Raw genomic sequence first — 25,995 nt, 5'->3', positions numbered from 1 at the left:
ATACCTCATTAAAGGTGTTTGATTACCTCATTTCCTGAACGTAGGCCCGGTCGCGAGGGGCCGGCATGGCCGACCAGGAAGGAAATGCCTAAAAAGGGCAGTAATTTCACAATTACCCTATTTTCTCCATTGTTTACCCCATTCCCAGGCCCAACTCAGGGCAAAGGCAAAAGGCAAAAGGCAAAAGGCAAAAGGCAAGGGAACGGCACTCAAGGGGCAACGGCCCTACCCAGAAAAGGAAAAGGCCGCACCTGTCCATTCGTTCTGCAACACCCGGCGAAATTGCCCCTATACCGTGCCACTGCCCTCCGCCGCACTCAGATAGTCCGCCCAGTCCTGCAACAGCGTCCTTCTCTGATCCAGCAGCAGCGCCTTGTTGTACGTCGCCCGCACCTTGTTGCTTTCCACGTGGGCAAGCTGCCGCTCAATCGCATCAGGCCGGTATCCGTTCTCATTGGCCCAAGTTGAAAAGGTCGTCCGCCAGCAATGCGGCGTCGTGCCCCGGCCCAGGTTCATGTCGCGCATCGCGTAGGTTAGCCGGTTGGGCGTAGTGAAGCCCTTGCCACTACGGTGTGGGAACAGATAGCGGCCACCGCCCGTGATGCACTGCAAATCCTTCAGCACTGCTACGGCCTGCGTGGACAACGGGCTGACATGGTCACGCCGCGCTTTCATCTTCGCCGCAGGCCGACGCCACAGAGCATCCTCAAAGTCGAACTCGTCCCACTCGGCATCCGCCGCTTCCCCTGGACGGCAAGCCGTCAGAGCAATCAACCGCAGACACAAAGAGGTTTCCGGATAGCCCCGGTAGCCGCGCAACTCCTGATAGAACTTCTGGATTTGCTCTCGCGTCATCGCCGCCTTGCTCTCGCTGAACGGCACACGCAGCAGCCCACGAAGACTGGGAATAGGATTGGCCTCGACCAGACCCCGCACTACCGCGAATTCGAAGATGGCCGAAAGATCGCCTTTGACGTGAATCGCGGCCCATGCACCGTGGGCCTTGCACTCCTCCAGCAACGGGCGGATCTGCTTCACGCCAATGTCGCTCATCGGCATCCCATCGAATTTGGGTGACAGGTATTTCCTGATACGGGACTCTTTCGTGCGGTAGGAACTGAGCGCAAAGACTGGCTTGATCTCGGCCAGGTACGCCTGCGCCACCTTGGCGAACGAGCTTTCCTTTGCGCGCTTGCGTTCCTCCAGCACTTCCAAGTTGCGCTGCTTGACCTGCTGCCGTTCATGGGCAGGATGGATACCTTGCTTGACGAGGACTCGCGCTTTCTCGCGGGCCGCACGCGCCTCAGCAAGGCTTACTTGAGGAAAGCCGCCAATGGCAAAGAGGTTCTCCTTGCCTTGCAGGCGGTACTTCCACCGCCAGAGCTTGCCGCCGGTGGGCTTGACCAGCAGGAACAGGCCCCCGCCGTCTGATAGTTTCCAATCTCGATCAGTCGATTTGGCCGACCTGACCTTGAGGTCGGTGAGTAGGTTTTCGGGCATCGTTGACTCCACTGCGGGGAGATGTACCCCCACGGTTGAACACGAGTACCCCCAACGCTACCCCCGAATTTTCTGGACCTCGATGAACAATAGGAACGCTCAGCAGACCGTATTGTTTCTGCAACCCATTGATTTGAAACGGGTCAACCAATCCACCAAGCGCTACTGAGCGCCACCGAGATCCAGCAAAAACCGTCAGACGTTGAAGCGGAAGTGCATCACGTCGCCGTCCTTGACGATGTAGTCCTTGCCTTCCAGGCGCCATTTGCCGGTTTCCTTCGCGCCCTGTTCGCCTTTGAACTGGATGAAGTCGTCGTAGGCGACAACCTCGGCACGGATGAAGCCTTTTTCGAAGTCGGTGTGGATCACGGCTGCGGCCTGCGGGGCGGTAGCTCCCACACGGACGGTCCAGGCGCGTACTTCCTTCACGCCGGCGGTGAAATAGGTCTGCAGGTGCAGCAGTTCGTAGCCAGCGCGGATCACGCGGTTCAGGCCGGGTTCTTCGAGGCCGAGGGATTCGAGGAACATGTCCTTCTCTTCGCCATCGTCCAGTTCGGCGATTTCGGCTTCGATCTTGTTGCAAACTGGCACGACCATAGCGCCTTCTTCTTCGGCGATGGCGCGAACGACATCCAGGTGCGGGTTGTTCTCGAAGCCGTCTTCGGCGACGTTGGCGATGTACATGACCGGCTTGCTGGTCAGCAGGTGGAAGCCACGCACTGCGCGCTTCTCGTCGTCGCTCATGTTCTTCATCAGCGAACGGGCAGGCTTGCCTTCGCTGAAGTGGGGGATGAGTTTTTCCAGCAGGGTCTTCTGCGCGATGGCGTCCTTGTCGCCGCCTTTGGCGTTGCGCGCGACCTTTTGCAGTTGCTTTTCGCAGCTATCGAGGTCGGCGAAGATCAGTTCGAGATCGATGATCTCGATGTCGCGCTTGGGGTCGACGCTATTGGAAACGTGGATGACGTTCTCATCTTCGAAGCAGCGCACAACATGGGCGATGGCGTCGGTTTCGCGGATGTTGGCGAGGAACTTGTTGCCCAGACCCTCACCCTTGGATGCGCCCGCCACGAGACCGGCGATGTCGACGAACTCCATCGTGGTTGGGATCACGCGCTCGGGCTTGACGATCTCGGCCAGCGCATCGAGTCGCGCGTCGGGCATCGGGACGATGCCGCTGTTCGGCTCGATGGTGCAGAAGGGGAAATTTTCCGCCGCGATGCCGGATTTGGTCAGGGCGTTGAACAGGGTGGACTTGCCGACGTTGGGCAGGCCGACGATGCCGCAATTGAATCCCATGCTAGGTCCCTCGCGCCAGATGGCGGAAAAGAGGTGTGATCAGGCCTTCTGGCTGTGCAGCTTCTGCATCGCGCGGGTCCAATCCCCGTCGAGCATTTCCGGCAGCACGCCGAGAGCGAAGTCGATGCTGGTGTCTAGCAGTTCCTGTTCTGCGCGCGGTGCGCGGCCAAGAACGAAGCCGGAGACCAGGCTGCTGTGCCCCGGATGGCCGATGCCAAGCCGCAGGCGATGGAAACCGTTCTGGTTGCCGAGTTGGGCAATGATGTCACGCAGCCCATTGTGCCCGCCGTGTCCGCCGCCCTTCTTGAGCTTGGCGACGCCGGGAGGCATGTCGAGTTCATCGTGCGCCACCAGGATCGCTTCGACCGGAATGCGGAAGAAGCCGGCGAGCGCCGCCACGGCCTGGCCGCTGCGGTTCATGTAGGTGGTGGGGATCAGCAGACGAACATCACGGCCCTTATGGCTGAACTTGCCGACGAGGCCGAAATACTTCTTGTCGAGAGTCAGGCTGGCACGTTGTGCATCGGCCAGGCGCTCAACGAAAAGGGCCCCTGCGTTATGCCGGGTCTGGTCGTATTCAGGGCCGGGATTTCCCAAGCCAACGATCAGTTGTACGGCAGTCACGACAGGAGCCCCTTCCTTAAAGGCAATGGTGCGCGCGATTACTCGGCAGCAGCTTCGCCTTCACCTTCTTCTTTCACTACGCGGGAAGCGTGGATGTTGGCGACGGCCAGGTCGTTACCGTGGGCCAGTTGCACCAGCTCTACGCCTTTCGGCAGCTTGAGGTCGGACAGGTGAACGATCTGACCCAGTTCCACTTTGGCCAGGTCGACTTCGATGAATTCCGGCAGGTCTTTCGGCAGGCAGGAAACTTCGACTTCGGAGATCACGTGGGAGATCTCGCCGCCGCCAACTTTCACGCCAACAGCGTTGGCTTCGTTCACGAAGTGCAGCGGAACGTGAGCGGTCAGCTTCTGGCCGGCAACGACGCGCTGGAAGTCAGCGTGCATGACGAAGCCTTTGGACGGGTGACGCTGCAGGGCCTTGATCAGTACGGTTTCCTTGGCGGCACCGACGTTCAGGGTGATCACGTGGCTGAAGGCAGCCTCGTTTTCCAGCAGCTTAGAGATCTCGCGCAGTTCCAGGGTCAGGGATTGCGGGGCTTTCTCGCCGCCGTAAACCACAGCCGGGATCAGGCCGGCATTACGACGCAGGCGGCGGCTCGCACCTTTCCCCAGGTCGGAACGCTCTTGAGCATTCAGTACAAAATCAACCATTTCATTATCTCCAGAATGACAAGATCGCCCGGACGCTTGCGACCAGCGTTCGGGCGATTTTGCTAATGCCCCATCGACGTGACGAGGCGCTTTACGTCAGCTCTGTTCCGCTTCAGCGGAACATGGCGCTGATCGATTCTTCATTGCTGATGCGGCGCATGGCTTCAGCGACAACCGGAGCGATATCCAGCTGGCGGATGCGGCCACAGGCTTGTGCAGCAGCGGACAGCGGGATGGTGTTGGTCACCACCAGCTCGTCCAGTACGGAATTCTCGATGTTCTCTATGGCACGGCCGGACAGCACTGGGTGGGTGCAGTAGGCGATGACCTTGGCGGCACCGTGCTCTTTCAGAGCCTTGGCTGCGTGGCCGAGGGTGCCGGCGGTATCGACCATGTCGTCGACCAGGACGCAGGTACGGCCTTCGACATCTCCGATGATGTGCATGACTTCGGACTGGTTGGCCTTCGGACGACGTTTGTCGATGATGGCCAGATCAACGCCCAGGGACTTGGCGACGGCGCGAGCGCGCACTACACCACCGATGTCCGGGGAGACGATCATCAGGTTTTCGAAGCGTTGGTCCTCGATGTCATCGACCAGTACGGGCGAGCCGTAGATGTTGTCGACGGGGATATCGAAGAAACCCTGGATCTGGTCGGCGTGCAGGTCAACGGTCAGGACGCGGTTGACGCCAACTACGGTCAACATGTCGGCGACGACCTTGGCGCTGATTGCCACGCGGGCGGAGCGAGGACGTCGATCCTGGCGGGCATAGCCGAAGTAGGGGATGACTGCCGTGATACGAGTAGCCGAGGAGCGGCGGAAGGCATCGGCCATTACCACCAGTTCCATCAGGTTGTCGTTGGTCGGTGCGCAGGTCGGTTGAATCAGGAATACGTCCTTGCCGCGGACATTTTCATTGATTTCAACACTGATTTCGCCGTCGGAGAACTTGCCGACAGAGACGTCACCGAGGGGGATGTGCAGCTGCCGTACGACACGGCGTGCCAGATCGGGGTTGGCGTTCCCCGTGAAAACCATCATTTTGGACACGCTGCAGTACCTGTGTCGGCTTGAAGGTAGGCCCGGTTGAGCCAGAAGGAAAATGGCAGGGGCGGCTGGATTCGAACCAACGCATGGCAGGATCAAAACCTGCTGCCTTACCGCTTGGCGACGCCCCTGTAGCTTACAACTTGCGGAGCAATGTGTTCGTTGGTGCTGTACGCATAACCCTGTGGGTTAATGGCAGGGGCGGCTGGATTCGAACCAACGCATGGCAGGATCAAAACCTGCTGCCTTACCGCTTGGCGACGCCCCTGTATCGTACAACCGAATGCATTGCATTCTTCTCAAGCCAGACTTTGCAGCTTTCTGTGCAACATCGAGATGTTGCGACCCTGGGCGACAAAGCTCGGCAGAGTGGCCGGAAGTTGGCGGCGGACTTTATCAGCATCGCCTTGATTTGGGAAGCTCCCAAACACACAAGCTCCGGTTCCGGTCAATCTTGCGTCAGTGAATTTACCAAGCAAGATCAGTGCGTTACGTACATCCGGGTAACGCTTCTCGACGACCGGCTGGCAGTCATTATGACCGTCCACCCCGAGAAGGCTGCGAACTTTAATGGGCGGAGTATCCCGTGTCAACTCGGGATCGGAGAAAACTTCTGCTGTACTGACAAAGACTTGCGGCACAACGACGAGGAACCAGGGCTCTTCCAGTTCGACTGGCGTGAGCTTCTCGCCGACCCCTTCGGCGAAGGCCGCATGCCCGCGCACGAATACCGGCACGTCGGCGCCCAGGGTGAGGCCGAGTGCGGCCAGTTGGTCCTCGTCCCAGCCGAGCTGCCACAGGTGGTTGAGGCCGAGCAGGGTGGTGGCCGCGTCGGAGCTGCCCCCGCCGATGCCGCCGCCCATTGGCAGGCGCTTGTCCAGCCAGATGTCCGCTCCCAGCTTGCAGTTCGATAGTTCCTGTAGCCGGCGCGCAGCCCTGACGATCAGGTTGTTGTCGTGAGGAACGCCCTCGATGCTGGTGTTCAGGCGGATTTCGCCGTCTTCGCGCACGGCGAAATGCAGGTCGTCGCCGTGATCGAGGAATTGAAAGAGTGTCTGCAGTTCGTGATAGCCATCCGGGCGGCGGCCATTGATATGCAGGAACAGGTTGAGCTTGGCTGGCGCCGGCAGGGTCAGGCGGTGCTGCATGTCAGTGGCCCAATTGGCGCGGCTGCCAGGTCTTCACTACGAGGGTCACGTCCAGGTCCTGGCCGTGTAGCTTCAGGCGTTCGGGTAGCCAGTAGCCGTTCTGTTCGCTGTAGCGTGTGTATTCGACGTTCCAGCCGTCCTGTTCGAGCTTCGCCAGGTGGCTGTCGCCGTCGAGGGTCAGGCGGCTCTTGCTATCCGGCGCGGGCAGGCCGCGGATCCACCAGAGCAGGTGGGAGACCGGCAGGCGCCAGCCCAGCTGTTCTTCAAGCAGTGCTTCCGGGGAGGTCGATTCGTAGCGGCCCTGACCGGCGACTTCGAGGGTGACTGCGCCCTCGCGGCCGGTCAGGCGCGCCGCGCCACGGCCAAGCGGGCCGGACAGGCGGATGTCGTAGTAGTCCTGGCGTTGTAGCCAGAACAAGGTGCCGCTGCCGGAGTCCTTGGGGGCGCGGATGCCGACCTTGCCGTCGATCTGCCAGCCGTCGAGGGTGGCGATGCGGGCCTTGTGGGCGTTCCAGGCGGTGGCGTTGCCTTGGCCTTCCAGGGCTTCCCGGGGGCCGAGGCCGGCACAGCCCGCCAGGAGGACGAGGGCGACGGAGCCGAGCAGGTGACGTAGACGCATGGATCAGAGAGTTCCGGAGCCGGTCAGGCGCATCATGGTTTCGCGCAGGACGGCGCTGTCAGGTTGGTTCTGCAGGGCGGTGGCCCAGACCTTGCGGGCTTCGCCCTGCTTGCCCTGGGCCCAGAGTACTTCGCCCAGATGAGCGGCGACTTCGTGGTCGGGGAAGCGCTCCAGCGCCTTGCGCAGGTAGCCTTCCGCTTCGCTGAGATTGCCCAGTCGATAGTTCACCCAGCCCAGGCTGTCCAGGATTGCCGGGTCGTCCGGGTTCAGCGAGTGGGCTTTCTGGATCAGGTCCTTGGCTTCGCTGTAGCGGGTGGTGCGGTCGGCCAGGGTATAGCCCAGGGCGTTGAGCGCCATAGCATTGTCCGGTTCGCGCTGGATGATCAGGCGCAGGTCCTGTTCCATCTGGGCAAGGTCGTTGCGCTTCTCGGCGAGCATTGAGCGTGTGTAGAGGAGGTTCAGGTCGTCCGGGAATTGCTTGAGACCCTGCTGGATGGCTTGCCAGGCGCGCTCGACCTGATCGCGGTTGGAAAGGCCTTCGGCTTCGATCAGGTACAGCTGGATGGCGTAGTCCGGCTGGCGCTCGCGGGCATCGGCGAGGCGGCGGGATGCCTCATCGATGCGCTTCTGGTCGAGCAGGATTTCCGTCTGGCGCAACTGGGCCGGGAGGAAGTCGTTGCCAGGGCCGACCAAGGCGTACTCCTTGAGGGCGGTTTCCGGGGCTTTCTGTTCTTCTGCCAGGCGCCCCAGGTTGAAGTGGGCGGAGTCGACATGGCTGTCACGCTCGACCAGCTCCTGCAGGTACACCTTGGCTTCGTCCCACGCCTGGGCTTCTAGGCAGACCAGGGCAAGCGAGAAGCGCAGGTCGTCGTCGTCGGGGAACTGTTCTACCAGCGCGGAAAACTCGGCCTTGGCTTCGTCCAGGCGGTTCTGCTCCACCAACAGGCGTGCGTAGGCCAGGTGCACACGCTTGTCGTCGGGGTGTTCCTTGATGCCGTTCTTGAGCAATGGCAGCGCTTCGCTGCTGCGCTTCATGCTTTGCAGCAGGCGTGCGCGCAGCAGCAGCGGGGCGACGTCGTGCTTGCTCGCGGCATTGTCTTCCAGCAGGTGCAGGGCTTCCTGCGGGCGGCCGTCCTGCTGTAGCAGCAGGGCCTTGCCGAACAGCAACTGGCCGTTGTCCGGGTACTTCTTCAGCAGGCGATCGAAGCTCTGCAGCAGGCCTGCGCGGGTGTCGGGATCGGTCTCGGCGGCGGAAAGCGCGAGGAAGTCGAAGTGGGTGTCTCCCTGCCCGTTCAGGACCCTTTCCATGTACACCATCGACTCGTCGTACTGGCCGGTGCGTGCCAGTTGGATCGCCGCGGCGCGCTGGGCGTCGAGGTTGTCCGGTGCGGCCTTGGCCCAGATCAGCGCGGTGTCCAGGGCTTCCTGGTCGGCGCCCAGGTATTCGGCGATGCGAAATGCGCGCTCGGCGACGCCCGGATCCTGCGTGGCGCGGGCCTGCTCTACGTAATTGGAAAGTGCGATATCGAAGCGGTTACGCTGGCCGGCCAACTCGGCCAGCAGTAGCGAATACAGGGTCTCTTCGCTGAAGGAGCCGTATTTCTGGTCCTTCTGGGCGGCGGCGGCCTTGTCCTTCTCGGCGGAAGAACCGTCCGGGCTTTTATGGGAGAGAGACTGGCAGCCGCCGAGCAGCAGCAGAGCAGTCAGCAGCGCAAGAGACTTGTTCATAGAGGAAGGATGATGGCCTAACCTGCGAAATGGGGCCCATCATGACATAAGGAATGTGGCAAGCACATGGGCAAGCGCTGTATCCGGGGCTTCAGGCGGTTGCGAGTGTGCGATCCGTCGCGGGTGGTTGTCCTCCATCGGGCGACGTAGGACAATTGTGGGCTTTCCGATCAGCTCAGCGACTCTGCATGGCCTTCATTGCCCTCGGCATCAACCACAAGACCGCTTCCGTGGCCGTCCGCGAGCGCGTGGCTTTTACTCCCGAGCAGATGGTCGAGGCCCTGCAGTTGCTCTGCCGTCTGACCTCCAGCCGCGAAGCCGCGATTCTCTCGACCTGTAACCGCAGCGAACTCTACCTGGAGATCGAGCACCCCGATTCCGGCGACGTGCTCGCCTGGCTGGCCGATTACCACGGCTTGGGAATCGACGAGCTGCGTGCCTGCGCCTACGTGCATCAGGACGAAGACGCCGTGCGTCACATGATGCGCGTCGCCGCCGGTCTCGACTCGATGGTGCTGGGCGAGCCGCAGATTCTCGGCCAGATGAAGTCGGCCTACGCGGTAGCCCGTGAGGCCGGCACCATCGGCCCGATGCTCGGTCGGCTGTTCCAGGCCACCTTCAGTACGGCCAAGACGGTGCGTACCGATACCGCCATCGGCGAGAACCCGGTATCCGTCGCCTTCGCCGCGGTGAGCCTGGCCCGGCAGATATTCAGCGACCTGAGCCGTAGCCAGGCGTTGCTGATCGGCGCCGGCGAGACAATCACGCTGGTCGCCCGCCACCTGCACGAGCAGGGTGTGAAGCGCATCGTGGTCGCCAACCGCACGCTGGAGCGCGCCAGCGTGCTGGCCGAGCAGTTCGGCGCACGCGCCATCCTGCTGGCGGACATGCCGGATGAGCTGGCCAACAGTGACATCGTCATCAGTTCCACCGCCAGCCAGTTGCCGATCCTCGGCAAGGGGGCGGTGGAGCGTGCGTTGAAGCAGCGCCGGCACAAGCCGATGTTCATGGTCGACATCGCCGTGCCGCGCGATATCGAGCCGGAAGTCGGCGAACTGGAAGACGTCTACCTCTATAGCGTCGACGACCTTCACGAGGTGGTCGCGGAAAACCTCAAGAGCCGCCAGGGCGCCGCCCAGGCCGCCGAGGAGCTGGTGGGCGATGGCGTACACGAATTCATGCTGCGCCTGCGCGAGCTGGCCGCCGTCGATGTGCTGCGCGCCTATCGCCAGCAGGCCGAGCGCCTGCGCGACGAAGAAACCCAGAAGGCCCAGCGGCTGTTGGCCAATGGCGCCGATCCAATGGAAGTCATGGCGCAGCTCGCTCGTGGCCTGACCAACAAGTTGCTGCATGCGCCCAGCGTGCAGATGAAGAAACTCTCCGCCGAGGGCCGCATCGATGCGCTGACCCTTGCGCAGGAACTGTTCGCCCTCGAGGAGGGCACTGACAAGCGATGAAAGCGTCCCTGCTGCGAAAGCTGGACACTCTGAGCGACCGCTATGAAGAGCTGACTGCGCTTCTGGGCGATGCCGAGGTGATCAGTGATCAGACCAAGTTCCGCGCCTACTCTCGTGAATACGCCGAGGTCGAGCCGGTCATTCTTGCTTTCCGCGAGTTCCGCAAGGTTCAGTCCGACCTCGAGGGTGCCCAGGCATTGCTCAAGGACAGCGACCCCGACCTGCGCGAGATGGCCGAGGAGGAAGCGGCCGAGGCCAAGTCACGCCTGGCGGGGCTGGAGGATCGCCTGCAACGCATGCTGTTGCCCAAGGACCCCAACGACGGCCGCAACGTATTCCTGGAAATCCGCGCCGGCACCGGTGGCGACGAAGCGGCGATCTTCTCCGGCGACTTGTTCCGCATGTACTCGCGCTACGCCGAGAAGCAGGGTTGGCGGGTGGAGATCATGTCCGAGAACGAGGGCGAGCACGGTGGCTACAAAGAAGTGATCGCCCGCGTCGAGGGCGACAACGTCTACGCCAAGCTCAAGTTCGAGTCCGGAGCGCATCGCGTTCAGCGCGTGCCGGAAACCGAATCCCAGGGGCGCATCCATACCTCGGCCTGCACCGTGGCGGTTCTGCCGGAGCCGGACGAGCAGGCCGCCATCGAGATCAATCCCGCCGACTTGCGCGTCGATACCTATCGCTCGTCCGGTGCCGGTGGCCAGCACGTGAACAAGACAGACTCGGCGGTGCGCATCACGCACATCCCGTCGGGTATCGTGGTCGAGTGCCAGGAGGAGCGCTCGCAGCACAAGAACCGCGCCAAGGCGATGGCCTGGCTTGCGGCCAGGCTCAACGACCAGCAGCAGGCCGCCGCACAGCAGGCGATCGCCAGTACCCGCAAGCTGCTGGTGGGGTCCGGCGACCGCTCCGAGCGCATCCGCACTTACAATTTCCCGCAGGGGCGCGTCACCGACCATCGTATCAACCTCACCCTCTACTCCCTGGGAGAGGTGATGGAAGGCGCGGTGGAGCAGGTGATCGAGCCGCTGCTGCAGGAATTCCAGGCCGACCAACTGGCCGCGCTCGGCGATTGAGATAGCGACGATGGCAACCATCATGACCCTGCTCAGCGAAGCGCGACTGCCGGACTCGCCGACAGCGCGCCTGGATGCCGAGTTGCTGCTCGCCGCAGCGCTGGGCAAGCCGCGCAGCTTCCTGCGCACCTGGCCGGAGCGCGTGGTCAGTCGCGAAGCCCATGACCTCTTCGACGCCTTCATGGCCCGCCGCATCGCCGGCGAGCCGGTGGCCTACATCCTGGGCCGCCAGGGGTTCTGGAGCCTGGACCTGGAGGTCGCGCCGCATACCCTGATTCCGCGTCCGGACACCGAGTTGCTGGTGGAGACGGCGCTGGAACTGCTGCCGGCTGCGCCCGCCCGTGTGCTCGACCTTGGCACCGGCACTGGCGCCATCGCCCTGGCGCTGGCCTGCGAGCGTCTGAGCTGGCATGTGCTGGGTGTGGACCGTATTCCTGAGGCTGTGGCGCTGGCTGAGCGCAACCGCGAGCGTCTGCGCCTGAACAATGCCGCGTTCAACGTCAGCCACTGGTTTTCCGCACTGGCTGGTGAGCGTTTTGCGCTGATCGTCAGCAATCCGCCCTACATTCCCGGCAGCGACCCGCATCTCAAGCAGGGCGACGTGCGTTTCGAGCCGTCGAGCGCGCTGGTGTCCGGGCATGACGGGCTCGACGATATTCGCCTGATCATCGAGCAGGCCCCCAACCACCTGGAAGACGGTGGCTGGCTGATGCTCGAGCACGGCTGCGACCAGCCCGACGCCGTGCGCGACCTGTTGCTCGGTCGTGGATTCAGCGCCGTGGAAAGCCGCCGTGACCTGGGTGGCCACGAGCGCATCAGCCTGGGGTGCTGGACATGCTGACCGACAACGAACTGCTGCGTTACAGCCGGCAGATCCTCCTGCCGCAGATCGACGTTGACGGCCAGATGCGCCTGAAGGGCAGCCGCGTGCTGATCGTCGGCCTTGGCGGTCTCGGCGCTCCGGTAGCGCTGTATCTGGCTGCAGCCGGCATTGGCGAACTGCACCTGGCGGACTTCGACACGGTCGACCTGACCAACCTGCAGCGGCAGATCATTCACGGCACCGACAGCGTCGGCGTGGGCAAAGTGGACTCCGCCATCACCCGCCTGACCGCCCTGAACCCCGACGTGAAACTGGTCGCCCATCGCCAGGCACTGGATGCAGACTCCCTCGGTGCAGCCATCGCCGCGGTCGATCTGGTACTGGATTGCTGTGACAACTTCGGGACCCGCGAGGCGGTCAACGCCGCCTGCGTTGCCGCGAAGAAGCCGCTGGTAAGCGGCGCAGCAATTCGCCTGGAAGGCCAGCTCTCGGTATTCGATCCGCGCCGCGACGACAGCCCCTGCTACCACTGCCTGTATGGTCACGGCAGCGAAGCCGAACTGACTTGCAGCGAGGCCGGTGTGGTTGGCCCGCTGGTGGGGCTGGTGGGCAGCCTGCAGGCGCTGGAAGCGCTGAAACTGCTGGCCGGTTTCGGCGAGCCGCTGGTGGGACGCCTGTTACTGATCGACGCGTTGGGCTCGCGCTTCCGCGAACTGCGGGTCAAACGCGATCCGCAGTGCGCCGTATGCGGAGCTGCGCATGGCTGACGCAGCGCCGATCGGCGTCTTCGACTCCGGCGTCGGCGGGCTCAGCGTCCTCCATGAAATCCGCGCCCGGCTGCCCGGCGAGTCGCTGATCTATTTCGCCGACTGCGGGCACGTGCCCTACGGCGAGAAAACCCCCGAATACATCCGTACACGCTGCCGCATCATCGCCCAGTTCCTCCTCGCGCGCGGCGCGAAGTCACTGGTGTTGGCGTGCAACACCGCCACCGCCGCCGCTGCCGCCGATCTGCGCGAGCAGTATCCACAGGTGCCGATCGTCGCGATGGAGCCAGCGGTCAAGCCGGCCGCCGAGGCGACTCGCAGCGGCGTGGTCGGCGTACTGGCGACAACCGGCACTCTAAAGAGCGCGCGTTTCGCTGCGTTGCTCGATCGCTTCGCCGGCGATGTGCGGGTGATCACCCAGCCCTGCCCTGGCCTTGTGGAGCGCATCGAGGCGGGCGATCTGAGCGGGCCGCAGACTCGCCAACTGCTCAGGGGCTATGTCGAGCCCTTGCTGGCCGAGGGATGCGACACGCTGATCCTGGGTTGCACCCATTATCCGTTCCTGCGCCCGCTGCTGCGTGAGCTGATCCCGCAGGACATCTCTCTGATCGATACCGGTGCCGCGGTTGCGCGACAGTTGGAGCGTCTGCTGCGCTCGCGCGATCTGCTCGGCGAGGGGCCGGTGAAAAAAAACGAGTTCTGGACCACTGGCGCTGTCGAAACCTTCGAACGGGTGATGCCTGTGCTCTGGGGCAGCGCCGAAACGGTCAGCCTGTTCCCGGGCTGATTCAAAAAATATAGCTAGCTATCCACTATGGTCTGTCAGCCACATCTGACAAATGGTCTTATAATCTGTGGCTATTCGCGGGGATTTTTCATTCAGCTTTCTAAATTAAGGACGTTCCGATGAAGAAACTACTCTCGCTGGCCGCCTTGGCCGCGCTCTCCCTGGGGCAAGTCGTTACCGCGCAGGCTGCCAGCGTCACTGGAGCCGTTGGCTTCACTGGCCAGAACACCATGACCTATCGCCTGGGGCTGGGCATGGACTGGGACAAGAGTTGGTGGGAGAGTTCCACGGGGCGCCTGACCGGCTACTGGGATGCCGGCTACACCTATTGGGAAGGCGGTGACCAGGCCAGCGGCCGTCACTCGCTCTCGTTCAGCCCGGTCTTCGTCTACGAGTTCTCTGGCCAGACGGTGCAGCCCTTCGTAGAAGCCGGTATCGGCGTGGCGCTGTTCAGCGGTTCCCGCGTCGGTGACCAGGACCTGGGTGGCGCCTTCAACTTCGAGGATCGCCTGGGCGTTGGCCTGAAGTTCAACGGCGGCCAGAAGATCGGCCTTCGTGCGATGCACTACTCCAACGCCGGTATCAGCCAGCCCAACGACGGTATCGAGTCTTACAGCCTTTATTTCACGCAGCCTCTGTAACAGGACGCTGACAAAGGAGCCGGATCTGCGTCCGGCTTTTTTGTGGCCGTCAACGCCGTGCCGAGAGATTCTTGAAGGCGAGCAGGGCTCGTTCCCGCGTGATAGAAAGGTCAACCATCGGCTGTGGATAACCGGCGGCGCCGAACAGGCCGAGCTTCGCCGGATCGTGCATCGTGCGTGCATCCAGCGCCGCGAGTTCCGGTATCCAGCGGCGAATGAAGCGGCCTTCCGGGTCGAAGCGTTCGGACTGGGATATCGGGTTGAAGATGCGGAAGTAGGGCACGGCGTCGGTGCCGGTGGAAGCGCTCCACTGCCAGCCGCCGTTGTTCGCGGCCAGGTCGCCGTCGATCAGGTGGCGCATGAACCAGCGTTCGCCTTCCCGCCAGTCGATCAGCAGATTCTTGGTCAGGAACATCGCCACAACCATGCGCAGGCGATTGTGCATCCAGCCGGTGGCCAGTAGCTGGCGCATTGCGGCGTCGATGATCGGGAAGCCGGTGCGTCCTTGCTGCCAGGCCTCCAGTTCCGTCACCGAGCGACGCCAGGACAACGCCTCGGTTTCCAGGCGGAAGGCGCGGTGCCGGCTGACGCGCGGAAAGCCTACGAGAATATGCTTGTAGAACTCGCGCCAGAGCAGTTCGTTGATCCAGGTGACCGCGCCGCTGCCTCCGGTTTCGAACTCCCCGTGATTGCTGGCCAGCGCCGCGTGCAGGCATTGGCGGGGCGAGAGCACGCCAGCGGCGAGATAGGGCGAGAGCCCGCTGGTGCCGTCGGTGGCGGGAAAGTCGCGGCAGTCGTGATAGCTGCCGAGGCGTTCGTCGCAGAAGCCTTGCAGACGCTCGTGGGCCTCCCTTTCGCCAGCCGGCCAGTGATCGCGCAAATCCTGCGAGGGAGGGTCGAATCCTGCGATGCGCTCGGCAATCGGGTCGCTGGCCAACGCCAGGGGGGCTTGTCGGGGCGGCATCGGTTGCAGCGGCGGAACCCCGGCGTTCAGCCGTTCGTAGCAGACCTTGCGGAACTGGCCGTAGACCTGGAAGTAGCCACCGCCTTTGCTTAGCACGGTGCCGGGGGCGAAGAGCAACTGGTCGAGATAGCTGCGCCAGCCGAGGCCGTGGCGCGCGAGTTCGGCCTTGACCCTGCTGTCTCGTGCCGCTTCGTTCACCCCGTACTCTTCGTTGACGTGTACGGTCTCGATATCCAGGTCGTGGCACAACCGGGCGATTACCCCCGCCGAGTCGCTCCAGCGATCCGCCGTGCGTACCAGCAGGGGAATGTTCAGCCCGGCGAGCTCGCGGCGCAGCTCGTGAAGGTTGCGCAGCCAGAAGTCGATCTTGCAGGCGGCATCGTCGTGTTCGCGCCACTGGGCGGGGCTGAGCAGGAACAGTGCGATCACCGGTCCGCGCTCGGCGGCTGCGGCGAGCGCCGTGTTGTCCCGCAGGCGCAGGTCACAGCGCAACCAGACCAGTTGCCGCCTCATGCCTGCTCCCCGTTGAACAGGTCGAGCTCCTGCAGACACTGCATGGCCTCGAGTGGACTGCCCGCCAGGTGCAGCGACATGCCTGCCAGTTCCTCATGATGGATATGCGCGGCTGCACCGGCCAGCAGGCGTGGGCAATCGACACCGGCCAGCAGACGCGGCAACTGGGAAAGGTTCAGGGCCTGGCTGGAGTACAGCAGCACGGCGCGCGGACTGAGGCGTTCCACGGCAAGGGCCAGTTCGCCTGGCGGCAGCGGCCAGTCGAACACTTCCAGCGGACAGCCGGCGCTGCTGGCCAGCCAGGCGCTGAGCCACAGCCCAGGCTCCAGTGGCAGCTCCGACTGGTTCACCAGCAGCAGCGGTGCACCACGCTGCTGGCGCTTGTGATGGTAAAGGCGGGTTCCGAACTTGCTGCGCAGCCAGGTGTGGAAGAACACCCGCTCCAATTGCGCGCCGAATTGTCCCTGCCAGCGCCACTCCAGTTGCTCCAGCAGCGGCAGCATCAGGTATTCGCAGAGGGTTTGCGCCGGGTAGATCGCCAGTGCGCCATTGAACAGTTCGTCGAGCTGACGCTCGTTGATCCGGGCGACGGATTCGACGCAGTGCTGCAGTAATTCGTCCCAGGGGGACGCTCCCTTGCTGGCGGCAGGAGCGGCGCCGTTGTCCAGCAGCGCACGAACCTTGCTCACCGCCACGCCGCGGGCGAGCCAGGTGAGGATCGCCTGGATGCGTTCTATCTGCTCCTGCGAGTAAAGCCGGTGGCCCTTGGGCGTGCGCTGCGGCACCACCAGTGCGTAGCGCCGCTCCCAGGCGCGCAGCGTTACCGGGTTGACCCCGGTACGCCGCGCCACTTCGCGGATGGGCAGCCAGCCGTCGGCCAGGGCCTGGCGGTAATCGTCGTCGGCTTCGCAATGAGGTGCGTCGAGGGTCATGGGGGGCCTGTATCGGTTCAGATGGCGTTACGCAGGCTGAGCGTTTCCGGGTGCGGCTGCAGGTAGGCCTGGGCCTGGACGTAGGGATGCGGGTGCAGGCGGAAGTGGTGTTTGAGCAGGGTGAGCGGAACCACCAGCGGGATGATGCCGCAGCGGTACTGCTCGATCAGTTGTTGCAGTTCGGACTTCTCCGTCGCTGGCAGGGCGTGCTTCAAGTAACCCGCCAGGTGCTGCAGGACATTGCTGTGAGTGCCGCGGGTGGCGCAGTTGCCCAGTGCCTGCATGAAGTCCTGGAAGTAACGCGGGGCGAAGGTCTCCAGCGGTTCGTCGCCGATCTTCGCCAGGCGCTGTCCGAGCACGCTGTACTGGCGTGGGTTATGCGCCATCAACTGGTATTTGTAGCGCGAGTGGAAGGCGATCACGCCGGCGCGGCTCAGGCCGTCGGCATTGAGCGCACGCCAGGCCGAGCAGGCGAACACCCGGGTAAGGAAGTTCTCGCGCAGCACTGGGTCGTTCAGGCGGCCTTCTTCCTCCACCGGCAGTTCCGGCCGCGCTGCGCAGAACGCCTGTGCATACAGGCCGCGCGTGCCCGGCGGCTGTAACTGGCCGTCGTCGCGGTACAGCTTGACCCGATGCAGGCCGCAGGATGGCGATTGCTGCATGAATATGTAGCCGCAGATGTCCCGCAGCCGCTCGGCCTGCTCGCGACCATAGCCACGCAGCGCCTCGCTGACGTCACGCCGCTCGCCCTGCTGAGTCACGGCACGGGGGGCGTCGTGTTCGCCGCTCAGACGCAGGGTTGGCCGCGGCACTCCCAGGCCGATGGCGACTTCCGGACAGACGGGAACGAACTCGAAGTGCTGGCCCAGTACCTCCAGGCAGAGGCGGGAAGCCTTGTGTCCGCCGTTGAAGCGTACAGGCTCGCCCAGCAGACAGGCGCTGATGGCGAGCTTTGGCTTGTGTGGGGTACTGGACATATTGCGGACCTATTTCTTGTACAGGTTTCGATGTTTGTACAACTGTCGGTCAGCATAGTTGGTGGCTTGTACAGATGCAAAGGTTTGTACAAGTATTTGGGGCTCTGCCATCCGCGCCGCGCCCGTTCAGAGGAAGCGAGAGCGGGTGGGATCAGAGGTGTTCCAGCAGCCGGCGCGCGGCCTCCAGGCCACTGAGCCAGGCACCTTCGACACGGCCGGAAAGGCACCAGTCGCCACAGGCGTAGATGCCCAGGTCGGCATCGGCGAGGGCGCCGAACTGATGTGCTTCCATTGGCCGCGCATAGAGCCAGCGATGGGCGAGGGCAAAGTCCGGCGCGTGCACGGCGCAGCCGATCAGCTCGGCAAAGGCTCCACGCAGGTGCTCGATCACGCTCTCCTTGGGGAGGTCGATGTGCTGTTTGCTCCAGCCGCTTGCGGCGTGCAGCACCCAGGTATCGAGCTGTTCGTCGCGGCCGGGCTTGGAGTGGTTGCTGGCCAGCCAGGACAGCGGGCCTTCATGCACGAAACAACCCTGCACCGGCGTGTCCAGGGGCTCGCGGAAGGCCAGGGCGACAGCCCAGGTCGGCTCCATCGCAATGCTGGCGGCGGCGGCTGCCAGCTTCGGCGCGCTGGCCAGCAGGGCGGCGGCCTGGGGGGCCGGCGTTGCGACCAGCACGCGGCTGAAGGGGCCGTGGGTCTGCCCTTCGGAGTCCTGCAGGTGCCAGTGCTCTTCACCGCGATAGACCTCGGTGATGCGGCACGAGAAGGTGACGGTCTGGTCCTGCAGCAGGGCGCGGGTAATGGCGCTCATGCGCGGCGCGCCGACCCAGCGCGGCTGTTCGTCCGGCGAGGGACTGAGCTCGCCGTCGCGGTACTGATAGAGGGCCGGGTCCCATTCGGCGACCCAGCCTTGCTCGCGCCATTTCTGGATGGCATCGAGGAAGCGCCGATCCCGGGCGGTGAAATATTGCGCACCGAGATCGAGGGCACCGGCTTCGCTGCGCTTGCTGGCCATCCGGCCGCCGCTGCCGTGGCCCTTGTCGAACAACTGGACATCCTGTCCGGCGTCGCGTAGGGCGTGGGCGGCAGACAGTCCGGCGATGCCGGTGCCAATGATGGCAATGGGGGCGCTCATGACGTGCCTCGTTGGTTGTATTTTTTCAGAGTAACGAGTGGAGTTATCTTGTACAAACTGTTTGATCTGTACAATTACATTTGTTGCAATCGTGCTCGCTATCAGTGGGAGTCCGATCATCGGAACCTTCGTCGCCGCATCGGTTCCTTCATGAATGAGGGCGAGACGGTTCCGGCAAATACAGCGTAGACGCTCGATACTGTCCGGGTAGCTGCAAGCTCCGCTCACTCGTCCAGACTGATGCTAGGTGGAGCCACGAAACAAGGAGTTCGTCATGCACATTCTGTTGACCGGCGGTACCGGTCTGATCGGCCGCCGCCTGTGCCGCCACTGGAGCGCCGCCGGGCATCGCCTGACCGCGCTGAGTCGCCAGCCGCAACGTGTTGCCGCGCTTTGTGGCGAGCAGGTCCGCGGGATCGCCGATTTCGCTGCCTATGGCGACGAGCCGCTGGATGCAGTGGTCAACCTGGCGGGCGAGCCGATCGCCGACAGGCCCTGGAGCGCGAAACGCAAGGCACTGCTGTGGGATAGCCGGGTGCGCCTGACCGAGCGCCTGGTGGACTGGCTGGAAAGCCGCAGCCAGCGTCCCGCGGTGTTGATCAACGGATCGGCGGTGGGCTGGTACGGCGATGCTGGCGAGCGGCCGCTGGAGGAGAACAGCTCGGCGGCCGGCGAGGATTTCGCCAGCGAGCTGTGCCTGGCCTGGGAGCAGGTCGCCCGCGAGGCCGAGGCGCTGGACGTGCGCGTAGTGCTGGTGCGCACCGGGCTGGTGCTGGCGCCCGAGGGTGGTTTCCTCAAGCGCATGCTGCCGCCATTCCGTCTCGGGCTGGGCGGTCAGTTGGGCAGTGGCCGGCAGTGGATGTCATGGATCCATATCGAAGACCAGATCGCCCTCATCGATTTTCTTTTGCGTCGGGCCGATGCCGCGGGTCCCTATAATGCCTGCGCGCCGCAGCCGGCCCGCAACCGCGACTTCACCCGCGAGCTGGGGCGCGCGCTGCACCGGCCGGCTGTGCTGGGCGTTCCCGGCTTTGCCTTGCGTCTGATCCTGGGCGAGCTGGCGGTGCTGCTGCTGGGCGGACAGCGCGTGGTGCCCAGGCGTCTGCTGGACGCCGGCTTTACCTTCCGTTTCCCCGAGCTGCCGGCGGCGCTCCAGGATGTGCTGCGCGAGCAGCATTGAGCGGGCGATCCGCTGTCTCTGCGGCAATGGCGGCAGGCCGTCTGGCGCGCCGCCGCGTGTAAACTGCGCAACCCTTGCCGGGCTGGCCCGGCGATGATTCTAAGGACTGTACATGACGCAAAACGCCCTCCTGCTGGTCAACCTGGGCTCGCCGGCTTCCACGCGGGTCGAGGACGTGCGCCGCTACCTCGACCAGTTCCTCATGGACCCCTATGTGATCGACCTGCCGTGGCCGGTTCGCCGCCTGCTGGTGTCTCTGGTCCTGCGCAAGCGTCCGGAGGAATCGGCCCACGCCTATTCGTCGATCTGGTGGGAGGAGGGGTCGCCGCTCATCGTGCTCAGCCGCCGTCTGCAGGATGCGATCCGACCTTTCTGGGCGCATGGCCCGGTGGAGCTGGGCATGCGCTACGGCGAGCCGTCCATCGAGTCGGCGCTGGTGCGCCTGAGCGAGCAGGGCATTACCCAGGTGACCTTCGCACCGCTCTATCCGCAGTTCGCCGACAGCACCACCACTACCGCCATCGAGGAAGCCCGGCGGGTGATGCGCGAGCGTGGCCTGAAACTGGAGCTGAAGATGTTGCCGCCATTCTTCGCCGAGCCGGAATACCGTCAGGCCCTGCTGGACAGTGTGCGGCCCTATCTCGAACAACCCTATGACCACCTGTTGCTGAGCTTCCACGGCCTGCCCGAATCGCATATCCGCAAGCTGGTGAAGGACAAGAGCCACGACCTCACCGCCAGTTCCAGCCGAGGTGTGCACGAAGACGTCATGGCGGTCTGCTACCGCAGCCAGTGCCTGCGAACCGCGGAGGATTTCGCCGCCGGGGCCGGGCTGGCCGATGGACGCTGGTCGGTGTCTTTCCAGTCTCGGCTTGGCCGCAACAAGTGGATCGAACCCTACACCGAGGCGCAGTTGGAGAAGCTCGCCCGGCAGGGCGTGAAGCGCCTGCTGGTGATGTGCCCGGCGTTCGTCGCCGACTGCATCGAAACACTGGAAGAAATCGGCCAGCGTGGCAGCGAGCAGTTCCGCGCAGCCGGCGGGGAGGAACTGATACTGGTCCCCTGCCTGAACGATCAGGAGCTGTGGGCGCGCGCACTGGCGAAGCTGTGCGAGCGGACGCCGCAGGCGATCTGAACCGGTCTGGCGCAACGGTGTTTCCTGGCACGCCCGCTCCATCCAACGGGACGGGCCAACAGGCGCAGGCCATTTTCCAGGGGGAGCCGAAGCGGTAGCTCCCTGCGGGAACTCTCCGGCCAATCTCTGACTGCCTGTTCATCAGTCAACGGTCGCCGCACGCATTCAGCGACCTGATAGTGGGCGCGCGCGTCGTCCTCAATGCCTACTCTGCGGGTTCCCCCCTTCGCCACCGCCGCGTTGGCGGCGTTCCAGGAGCCCGGCATGAACAACAACAATAACGGCTACCCTTCCAGCCTCGTGGCATGGTCCACGGTTGCGATCCTCATGGTCGCCTACGTGCTTTCCTTCATCGACCGCCAGATCCTCAACCTGCTGGTCGGCCCGATCCGTCGCGATCTGGAAATCAGCGATACGCAGATGAGCCTTCTGATGGGGCTGTCCTTCGCGCTGTTCTACACCCTGTGCGGCATTCCGCTCGGGCGCATGGCCGATAGCCGCAGCCGGCGCGGGCTGATCACCGTCGGTGTGCTGATCTGGAGCGCCATGACTGCTGCCTGCGGCCTTGCTCGGCAGTACTGGCACTTTCTGCTGTTCCGTGTCGGCGTGGGTGTGGGCGAGGCAGCGTTGTCGCCGGCCGCCTATTCGCTGATCGCCGACAGTTTCCCGACGCAGCGCCGCGCCACGGCCATCAGCGTCTACTCGATGGGCATCTACCTCGGTTCCGGCCTGGCCTTCCTGCTCGGCGGCCTGGTCATCAAGTTCGCTTCGGCCCAGGGGGACGTGCACCTGCCGATCCTCGGCGAAGTGCGTCCCTGGCAGCTCATCTTCCTGATCCTCGGCGCCGCCGGCGTGCTCTTCACCCTGCTGATGCTGGCAGTGAAGGAGCCTACCCGACGTGGCGTAGGTGCCGGCGTGGTGGTGCCGATGAGCGAGGTGGGGGCCTACCTGCGTGCCAACCGCAAGACGGTGATCTGCCATAACTTCGGCTTCGCCTGCATCTCCTTCGCCAGCTATGGCAGCGGCGCGTGGGTGCCGACCTTCTTCGTCCGCACCTACGGTTGGGACGCCGGCCATGTGGGGGTGGTGTACGGCAGCATCGTCGCCGTGTTCGGCTGCCTGGGCATCGTCTTCGGCGGCCGCCTGGCGGACTACTGGGCCAAGCGCGGACGCACCGACGCCAACATGCGCGTCGGCCTGCTGGCAGCCTGCCTGGCGATTCCGTTCAGCCTGGTTTATCCGCTGCTGGAGAGCGGCAACGCTGCCGCCGCGCTGATGGCGCCCATCGTATTCTTCCTCAGCATGCCGTTCGGTGTCGCCCCGGCGGCGATCCAGGAAATCATGCCCAACTCCATGCGCGGTCAGGCCTCGGCCATTTACCTGTTCGTGGTGACGCTGCTGGGGCTGGGTGTCGGTCCGACCGCGATCGCCCTGGTGACCGACTACGTTTTCGCCGACGACATGGCGCTGCGCTATTCGTTGCTGATCGTCTCCCTGGTGGCGCTGCTGGCGGGCGCCGTCCTGCTGGCGAGCGGCCTGAAACCCTACCGCGCGAGCCTCGAGCACCTGAAGAGCTGGAGCCTCAAGGGCGAGCGTGACAGCGGTGCGATGCAGCGTCAGCCGGCCTGATCGGCAGGGATGGCGTCGAGCCCCCGGTAGCGATGCCGGGGGCTTTTCATTGGGGCTGGGAGTGGTGGGGGCGCCGGAATGATCGCCGGAGGATGGGTAGCTCCCGGCTGCCTCGCTGCCGGAGGTTCTGCCTGAAGAAAAAGCCCCGCGTCAGCGGGGCTTTTTCTTTCATTGCGCCGGGGCGGGCGCGCTGTCCTGCGTGGGTTTCGGGTCAGGCTTGGCCAGCAGCGTATACACGCACGGCAGCACGAACAGGGTGAACAGCGTGCCCACGCTCATGCCGGTGGCGATCACCACGCCAATGTCGAAGCGGCTGACCGCGCCGGCACCGGTGGCGAGTAGCAGCGGGATCACCCCCAGCACCATCGCTGCGGTGGTCATCAGCACCGGGCGCAGGCGGATCGCGGCCGCTTCCTCGACCGCTTCGCGCACCGACAGGCCGCGCTCATGGCGCAACTGGTTGGCGAACTCGACGATGAGGATGCCGTGCTTGCTGATCAGCCCGATCAGCGTCACCAGGCCGACCTGGGTATAGATATTCAGGCTCGACAGACCGAGGAACAGCGGAATCAGCGCGCCGCAGATGGACAGCGGCACGGTGACCATGATCACCAGCGGATCGCGGAAGCTCTCGAACTGCGCGGCCAGCACCAGGAAGATCACCGCCAGCGCGAGGGCGAAGGTGATCAGCAGCGCGCTGCCTTCCTGCACGAACTGCCGCGAGGCGCCGGCGTAGTCGAAGGAGAAGCCGCGCGGCGACTCTTGCGTTGCGATGCCGCGAACGGTGTCGATGGCCTCACCCATGCTGACCATCGGCACGCCGGAGATGATCGCCGAGTTGAGCTGCTGGAACTGGTTGAGCTGGCGCGGCCGGGCTCGCTCGTGGAAGGTCACCAGTGTCGACAGCGAGATCAACTGGCCGCTCTGGCTCTTCACATAGTAGTTGTTCAGCCAGCCCGGGTTGTCGCGGTAGGCGCGTTCCACCTGGGCGATCACCTTGTAGCTGCGGCCGTCGATGGTGAACCGGTTGATCTCGCCTTCACCCAGCAACGCGCCCAGGGCGATGCCCAGGTCCTGCATGGTCACGCCCATCTGCGCGGCCTTGGCGCGGTCGATATCGACTACCAGTTCGGGTTTGTCGAAGGCCAGGTCGAGGTCCAGGAAGGCGAATTTGCCGGACTCCTCGGCGCGCTTCTTCACTCGCTCGGCCACCTGCAGCAGCGACTGGTAGTCACCGGCGGTATTGATCACGAACTGGAACGGCAGGCCCTCGCCTGTGCCGGGCAGCGATGGCAGGTTGAAGCCGAAGATCTGCAGGCCGGGAATCTTGTCCAGCTCCGCCTGCACCGCCGCCAGCAGCTCCATCTGGCTGCGTTCACGCTCGTCCCAGGGCTTGAGCAGCATGCCGCCGATGCCGGTCTGCACGCCGTTGTAGCCGTTGATCTGGAACGCGGAATAGTACTCGGGGAACTTGCGGAAGATGTCTTCGAACTCCGCCGTGTACTTCGACAGGTAGTCCAGGTTGGCGGTCTGCGGCGCGTTGGCCATCAGGAACACGATGCCCTGGTCTTCCTCCGGCGCCAGTTCCTTGTGAGTGAACATCATCAGCAACGGGATGATCGCCAGCACCAGCAGGGCGAACACGATGACCACCGGCCGGCTGTTCAGGGTCGCGTGCAGGGCGCGCTGGTAGCGTTGCTTGAGTGCCTCGAAGATCAGGTCCAGGCGATGAGCCAGGCCGCTGGGGTTTTCGTCGTGGCGCAACAGGCGCGAGCACATCATCGGCGACAGGGTCAGGGCGACGATGCCGGAGATGATCACCGCGCCCGCCAGGGTGAAGGCGAACTCCTTGAACAGCGCGCCGGTAAGGCCGCTGAGGAAGCCAATGGGGGCGTACACCGCGGCCAGGGTGATGGTCATGGTCACCACCGGCACGGCGATTTCCCGCGCACCTTCGATCGCCCCCTGGAACGGTGTCTTGCCCTCTTCGATGTGGCGGTGGATGTTCTCCACGACGACGATGGCGTCGTCCACCACCAGACCGATGGCGAGCACCATCGCCAGCAGGGTCAGCAGGTTGATGGAGTAGCCCATCATCTGCATGAAGAACAGCACGCCGATCATCGACAGCGGGATAGTCACCACCGGGATGATCACCGAACGGAAGGCGCCCAGGAACAGGAACACCACCACGATGACGATCAGGATCGCCTCACCGAGGGTCTTCACCACTTCGTCGATGGATGCCTGGATAAAGCGCGTGGCGTCATAGGCGATGGATACCTGCAGACCGGGCGGCAACTGCTCTTCCAGCTCCGGCATCTTGGCGCGGACTTCCTTGATCACATCCAGCGGGTTGGAGCTGGGCGTGCCCTTGATGCCGATGTAGACCGACGGGATGCCATTGAACGAGCTGACCGAGTCGTAGCTGGCCGCGCCCAGTTCGATACGCGCCACATCGCCCATCAGCACGCGGCGGTCACCCGCCGTCTTCAGCGGAATGGCGGCGAAGGCTTCCGGGGATTTCAGGTCGGTGGAGGCGTTCACCGAGGTGACCACCAGCTCGCCCTTCACTTCGCCGGCGGCGGAGAGGAAGTTGTACTGGCGCACGGCCTCGGAGACGTCGCCGGCGGTTATGCCGTAGGCGGCCATCTTCACCGGGTCCAGCCACAGGCGCATGGCGAATACCTGGTTGCCGAGGATTTCCGCTTCGGCGATGCCCGGCAGGGTGGCCAGCTTGGGCTGGATCACCCGGGACAGGTAGTCGGTGATCTGCGGGTTGTTCATCTGCTCGCTGAAAAAGCTGATGTACATCAGCGCCGAAGCGTCCGCGGCTTCCTTGTCCAGCACCGGGTCCTCGGCGTCGGGGGGAAGCTGCGTTTTCACTTCGCCGATCTTCGACAACAGTTCGGTGACCATGCGATCGGTGTTGGCGCCGATGTGCGCGTAGATCGAGATCACCGAGTAGTTCTGCCGGCTCACCGAAGTCATGTAGTCGATGCCTTCGGCGCTGGCCAGACTCTGCTGCAGCGGCTGGGTGATGTAGCCCTGGATGGTTTCGGCGTTGGCGCCGGCGTAGAACGTGGTGACGGTGATCAGCGCGTTTTCCATCTGCGGATATTCGCGGATCACCAGCTTGCTGAACGCCTGCATGCCGAGCAGGACGATCAGCAGGCTGACCACGGTCGCCAGCACCGGGCGACGGATAAAGGGATCGGTGAAGCCCATAAGCTCAATCCTTTGTGTTCGGATTTGCTGCGCGTCGGCCATGCGGCGTTGCCGGGAAACCTCGAATGCTCATTGGTTGCAGCATTCGCAGTTCCTCTGCGCCTTGCCTGGCCCTGGCTCGCGAAATCC

21 protein-coding genes, 2 tRNA genes and 1 pseudogene are annotated in these 25,995 nt (G+C 63.9%); 9 read left to right on the top strand and 15 right to left on the bottom strand.

The window, feature by feature from the left end:
• Positions 1 to 288: 288 nt before the first annotated feature.
• The 10 genes and pseudogenes from OU419_RS23710 to OU419_RS23665 form a co-directional block, all read right to left on the bottom strand.
• The gene (locus OU419_RS23710) at positions 289 to 1,500 is read right to left on the bottom strand and encodes a tyrosine-type recombinase/integrase (RefSeq protein WP_254476616.1); all 1,212 of its coding nucleotides are present in this window, start codon (positions 1,498 to 1,500) and stop codon (positions 289 to 291) included.
• A 195-nt stretch (positions 1,501 to 1,695) separates the two neighbouring features.
• Positions 1,696 to 2,796: a redox-regulated ATPase YchF gene (ychF, locus tag OU419_RS23705; protein ID WP_254476617.1), complete on the bottom strand. Its 1,101-nt coding sequence runs from the start codon at positions 2,794 to 2,796 to the stop codon at positions 1,696 to 1,698.
• A gap of 39 nt (positions 2,797 to 2,835) precedes the next feature.
• Positions 2,836 to 3,420, bottom strand: a complete 585-nt coding sequence (gene pth / locus OU419_RS23700; protein ID WP_254476618.1) for an aminoacyl-tRNA hydrolase — start codon at positions 3,418 to 3,420, stop codon at positions 2,836 to 2,838.
• Positions 3,421 to 3,458: 38 nt separating this feature from the next.
• Entirely contained in the window at positions 3,459 to 4,073 is a 615-nt protein-coding gene (locus OU419_RS23695) for a 50S ribosomal protein L25/general stress protein Ctc (RefSeq protein WP_254476619.1), read from the bottom strand.
• A 112-nt stretch (positions 4,074 to 4,185) separates the two neighbouring features.
• Entirely contained in the window at positions 4,186 to 5,127 is a 942-nt protein-coding gene (locus OU419_RS23690; protein WP_015478849.1) for a ribose-phosphate pyrophosphokinase, read from the bottom strand.
• A gap of 53 nt (positions 5,128 to 5,180) precedes the next feature.
• Positions 5,181 to 5,255: transfer RNA gene (locus OU419_RS23685), tRNA-Gln, on the bottom strand.
• 62 nt (positions 5,256 to 5,317) lie between these two features.
• Positions 5,318 to 5,392, bottom strand: a tRNA-Gln gene (locus tag OU419_RS23680).
• Between the two features lie 31 nt (positions 5,393 to 5,423).
• Positions 5,424 to 6,272 carry a 4-(cytidine 5'-diphospho)-2-C-methyl-D-erythritol kinase gene (gene ispE, locus OU419_RS23675; protein WP_254476620.1) on the bottom strand — a complete coding sequence of 283 codons (849 nt, stop codon included), beginning with the start codon at positions 6,270 to 6,272 and terminating at the stop codon, positions 5,424 to 5,426.
• A gap of 1 nt (position 6,273) precedes the next feature.
• The gene (lolB, locus tag OU419_RS23670; protein WP_254476621.1) at positions 6,274 to 6,891 is read right to left on the bottom strand and encodes a lipoprotein insertase outer membrane protein LolB; all 618 of its coding nucleotides are present in this window, start codon (positions 6,889 to 6,891) and stop codon (positions 6,274 to 6,276) included.
• A gap of 3 nt (positions 6,892 to 6,894) precedes the next feature.
• Positions 6,895 to 8,662 (bottom strand): annotated as a pseudogene (locus OU419_RS23665) (tetratricopeptide repeat protein).
• Positions 8,663 to 8,807: 145 nt separating this feature from the next.
• Here OU419_RS23665 and hemA point away from each other — a divergent pair.
• From hemA to OU419_RS23635, 6 genes are all read left to right on the top strand, one after another.
• A complete protein-coding gene (gene hemA / locus OU419_RS23660) occupies positions 8,808 to 10,076 on the top strand; it encodes a glutamyl-tRNA reductase (RefSeq protein ID WP_254476622.1) in 1,269 nt (422 codons plus the stop codon).
• Positions 10,073 to 11,155, top strand: a complete 1,083-nt coding sequence (prfA, locus tag OU419_RS23655) for a peptide chain release factor 1 (protein WP_254476623.1) — start codon at positions 10,073 to 10,075, stop codon at positions 11,153 to 11,155. The genes hemA and prfA overlap by 4 nt, the downstream gene beginning before the upstream one ends.
• A gap of 10 nt (positions 11,156 to 11,165) precedes the next feature.
• Entirely contained in the window at positions 11,166 to 11,996 is an 831-nt protein-coding gene (prmC, locus tag OU419_RS23650; RefSeq protein WP_254476624.1) for a peptide chain release factor N(5)-glutamine methyltransferase, read from the top strand.
• Complete coding sequence (locus OU419_RS23645; RefSeq protein ID WP_254476625.1) at positions 11,990 to 12,745, top strand: molybdopterin-synthase adenylyltransferase MoeB; 756 nt, start codon at positions 11,990 to 11,992, stop codon at positions 12,743 to 12,745. Before prmC ends, OU419_RS23645 begins: the two co-directional genes overlap by 7 nt.
• On the top strand, positions 12,738 to 13,532 hold the full coding sequence (murI, locus tag OU419_RS23640) for a glutamate racemase (protein WP_254476626.1): 795 nt from the start codon (positions 12,738 to 12,740) through the stop codon (positions 13,530 to 13,532). The genes OU419_RS23645 and murI overlap by 8 nt, the downstream gene beginning before the upstream one ends.
• A gap of 119 nt (positions 13,533 to 13,651) precedes the next feature.
• The gene (locus OU419_RS23635; RefSeq protein ID WP_254476627.1) at positions 13,652 to 14,173 is read left to right on the top strand and encodes an acyloxyacyl hydrolase; all 522 of its coding nucleotides are present in this window, start codon (positions 13,652 to 13,654) and stop codon (positions 14,171 to 14,173) included.
• 49 nt (positions 14,174 to 14,222) lie between these two features.
• Here the strand turns inward: OU419_RS23635 and phrB are convergent, their stop codons facing one another.
• The 4 genes from phrB to OU419_RS23615 form a co-directional block, all read right to left on the bottom strand.
• A complete protein-coding gene (gene phrB / locus OU419_RS23630; protein WP_254476628.1) occupies positions 14,223 to 15,650 on the bottom strand; it encodes a deoxyribodipyrimidine photo-lyase in 1,428 nt (475 codons plus the stop codon).
• Positions 15,647 to 16,582 (bottom strand): MerR family transcriptional regulator, encoded by a 936-nt coding sequence (locus tag OU419_RS23625; protein WP_254476629.1) that lies wholly within the window; start codon positions 16,580 to 16,582, stop codon positions 15,647 to 15,649. Before OU419_RS23625 ends, phrB begins: the two co-directional genes overlap by 4 nt.
• A gap of 17 nt (positions 16,583 to 16,599) precedes the next feature.
• Entirely contained in the window at positions 16,600 to 17,559 is a 960-nt protein-coding gene (locus OU419_RS23620; protein ID WP_254476630.1) for a YbgA family protein, read from the bottom strand.
• A 151-nt stretch (positions 17,560 to 17,710) separates the two neighbouring features.
• Positions 17,711 to 18,694 (bottom strand): NAD(P)/FAD-dependent oxidoreductase, encoded by a 984-nt coding sequence (locus OU419_RS23615; protein ID WP_254476631.1) that lies wholly within the window; start codon positions 18,692 to 18,694, stop codon positions 17,711 to 17,713.
• A gap of 274 nt (positions 18,695 to 18,968) precedes the next feature.
• Between OU419_RS23615 and OU419_RS23610 the strand changes: the two genes are divergently transcribed.
• From OU419_RS23610 to OU419_RS23600, 3 genes are all read left to right on the top strand, one after another.
• On the top strand, positions 18,969 to 19,874 hold the full coding sequence (locus OU419_RS23610) for a TIGR01777 family oxidoreductase (protein WP_254476632.1): 906 nt from the start codon (positions 18,969 to 18,971) through the stop codon (positions 19,872 to 19,874).
• 112 nt (positions 19,875 to 19,986) lie between these two features.
• Entirely contained in the window at positions 19,987 to 21,009 is a 1,023-nt protein-coding gene (hemH, locus tag OU419_RS23605) for a ferrochelatase (protein WP_254476633.1), read from the top strand.
• Positions 21,010 to 21,273: 264 nt separating this feature from the next.
• Positions 21,274 to 22,638, top strand: coding sequence for a spinster family MFS transporter (locus tag OU419_RS23600; protein WP_254476634.1), 1,365 nt, complete (start codon positions 21,274 to 21,276; stop codon positions 22,636 to 22,638).
• A 168-nt stretch (positions 22,639 to 22,806) separates the two neighbouring features.
• On the opposite strand, the gene OU419_RS23595 is transcribed toward OU419_RS23600, so the two are convergent.
• On the bottom strand, positions 22,807 to 25,866 hold the full coding sequence (locus OU419_RS23595) for a multidrug efflux RND transporter permease subunit (protein ID WP_254476635.1): 3,060 nt from the start codon (positions 25,864 to 25,866) through the stop codon (positions 22,807 to 22,809).
• Between the last annotated feature and the right edge of the window lie 129 nt (positions 25,867 to 25,995).

This window comes from Pseudomonas triclosanedens, assembly GCF_026686735.1.
Taxonomy (GTDB): domain Bacteria; phylum Pseudomonadota; class Gammaproteobacteria; order Pseudomonadales; family Pseudomonadaceae; genus Pseudomonas; species Pseudomonas triclosanedens.
The sequence above is the reverse complement of the archived record's forward strand: the minus strand, read 5'-3'. Positions and strand labels throughout refer to the sequence as shown.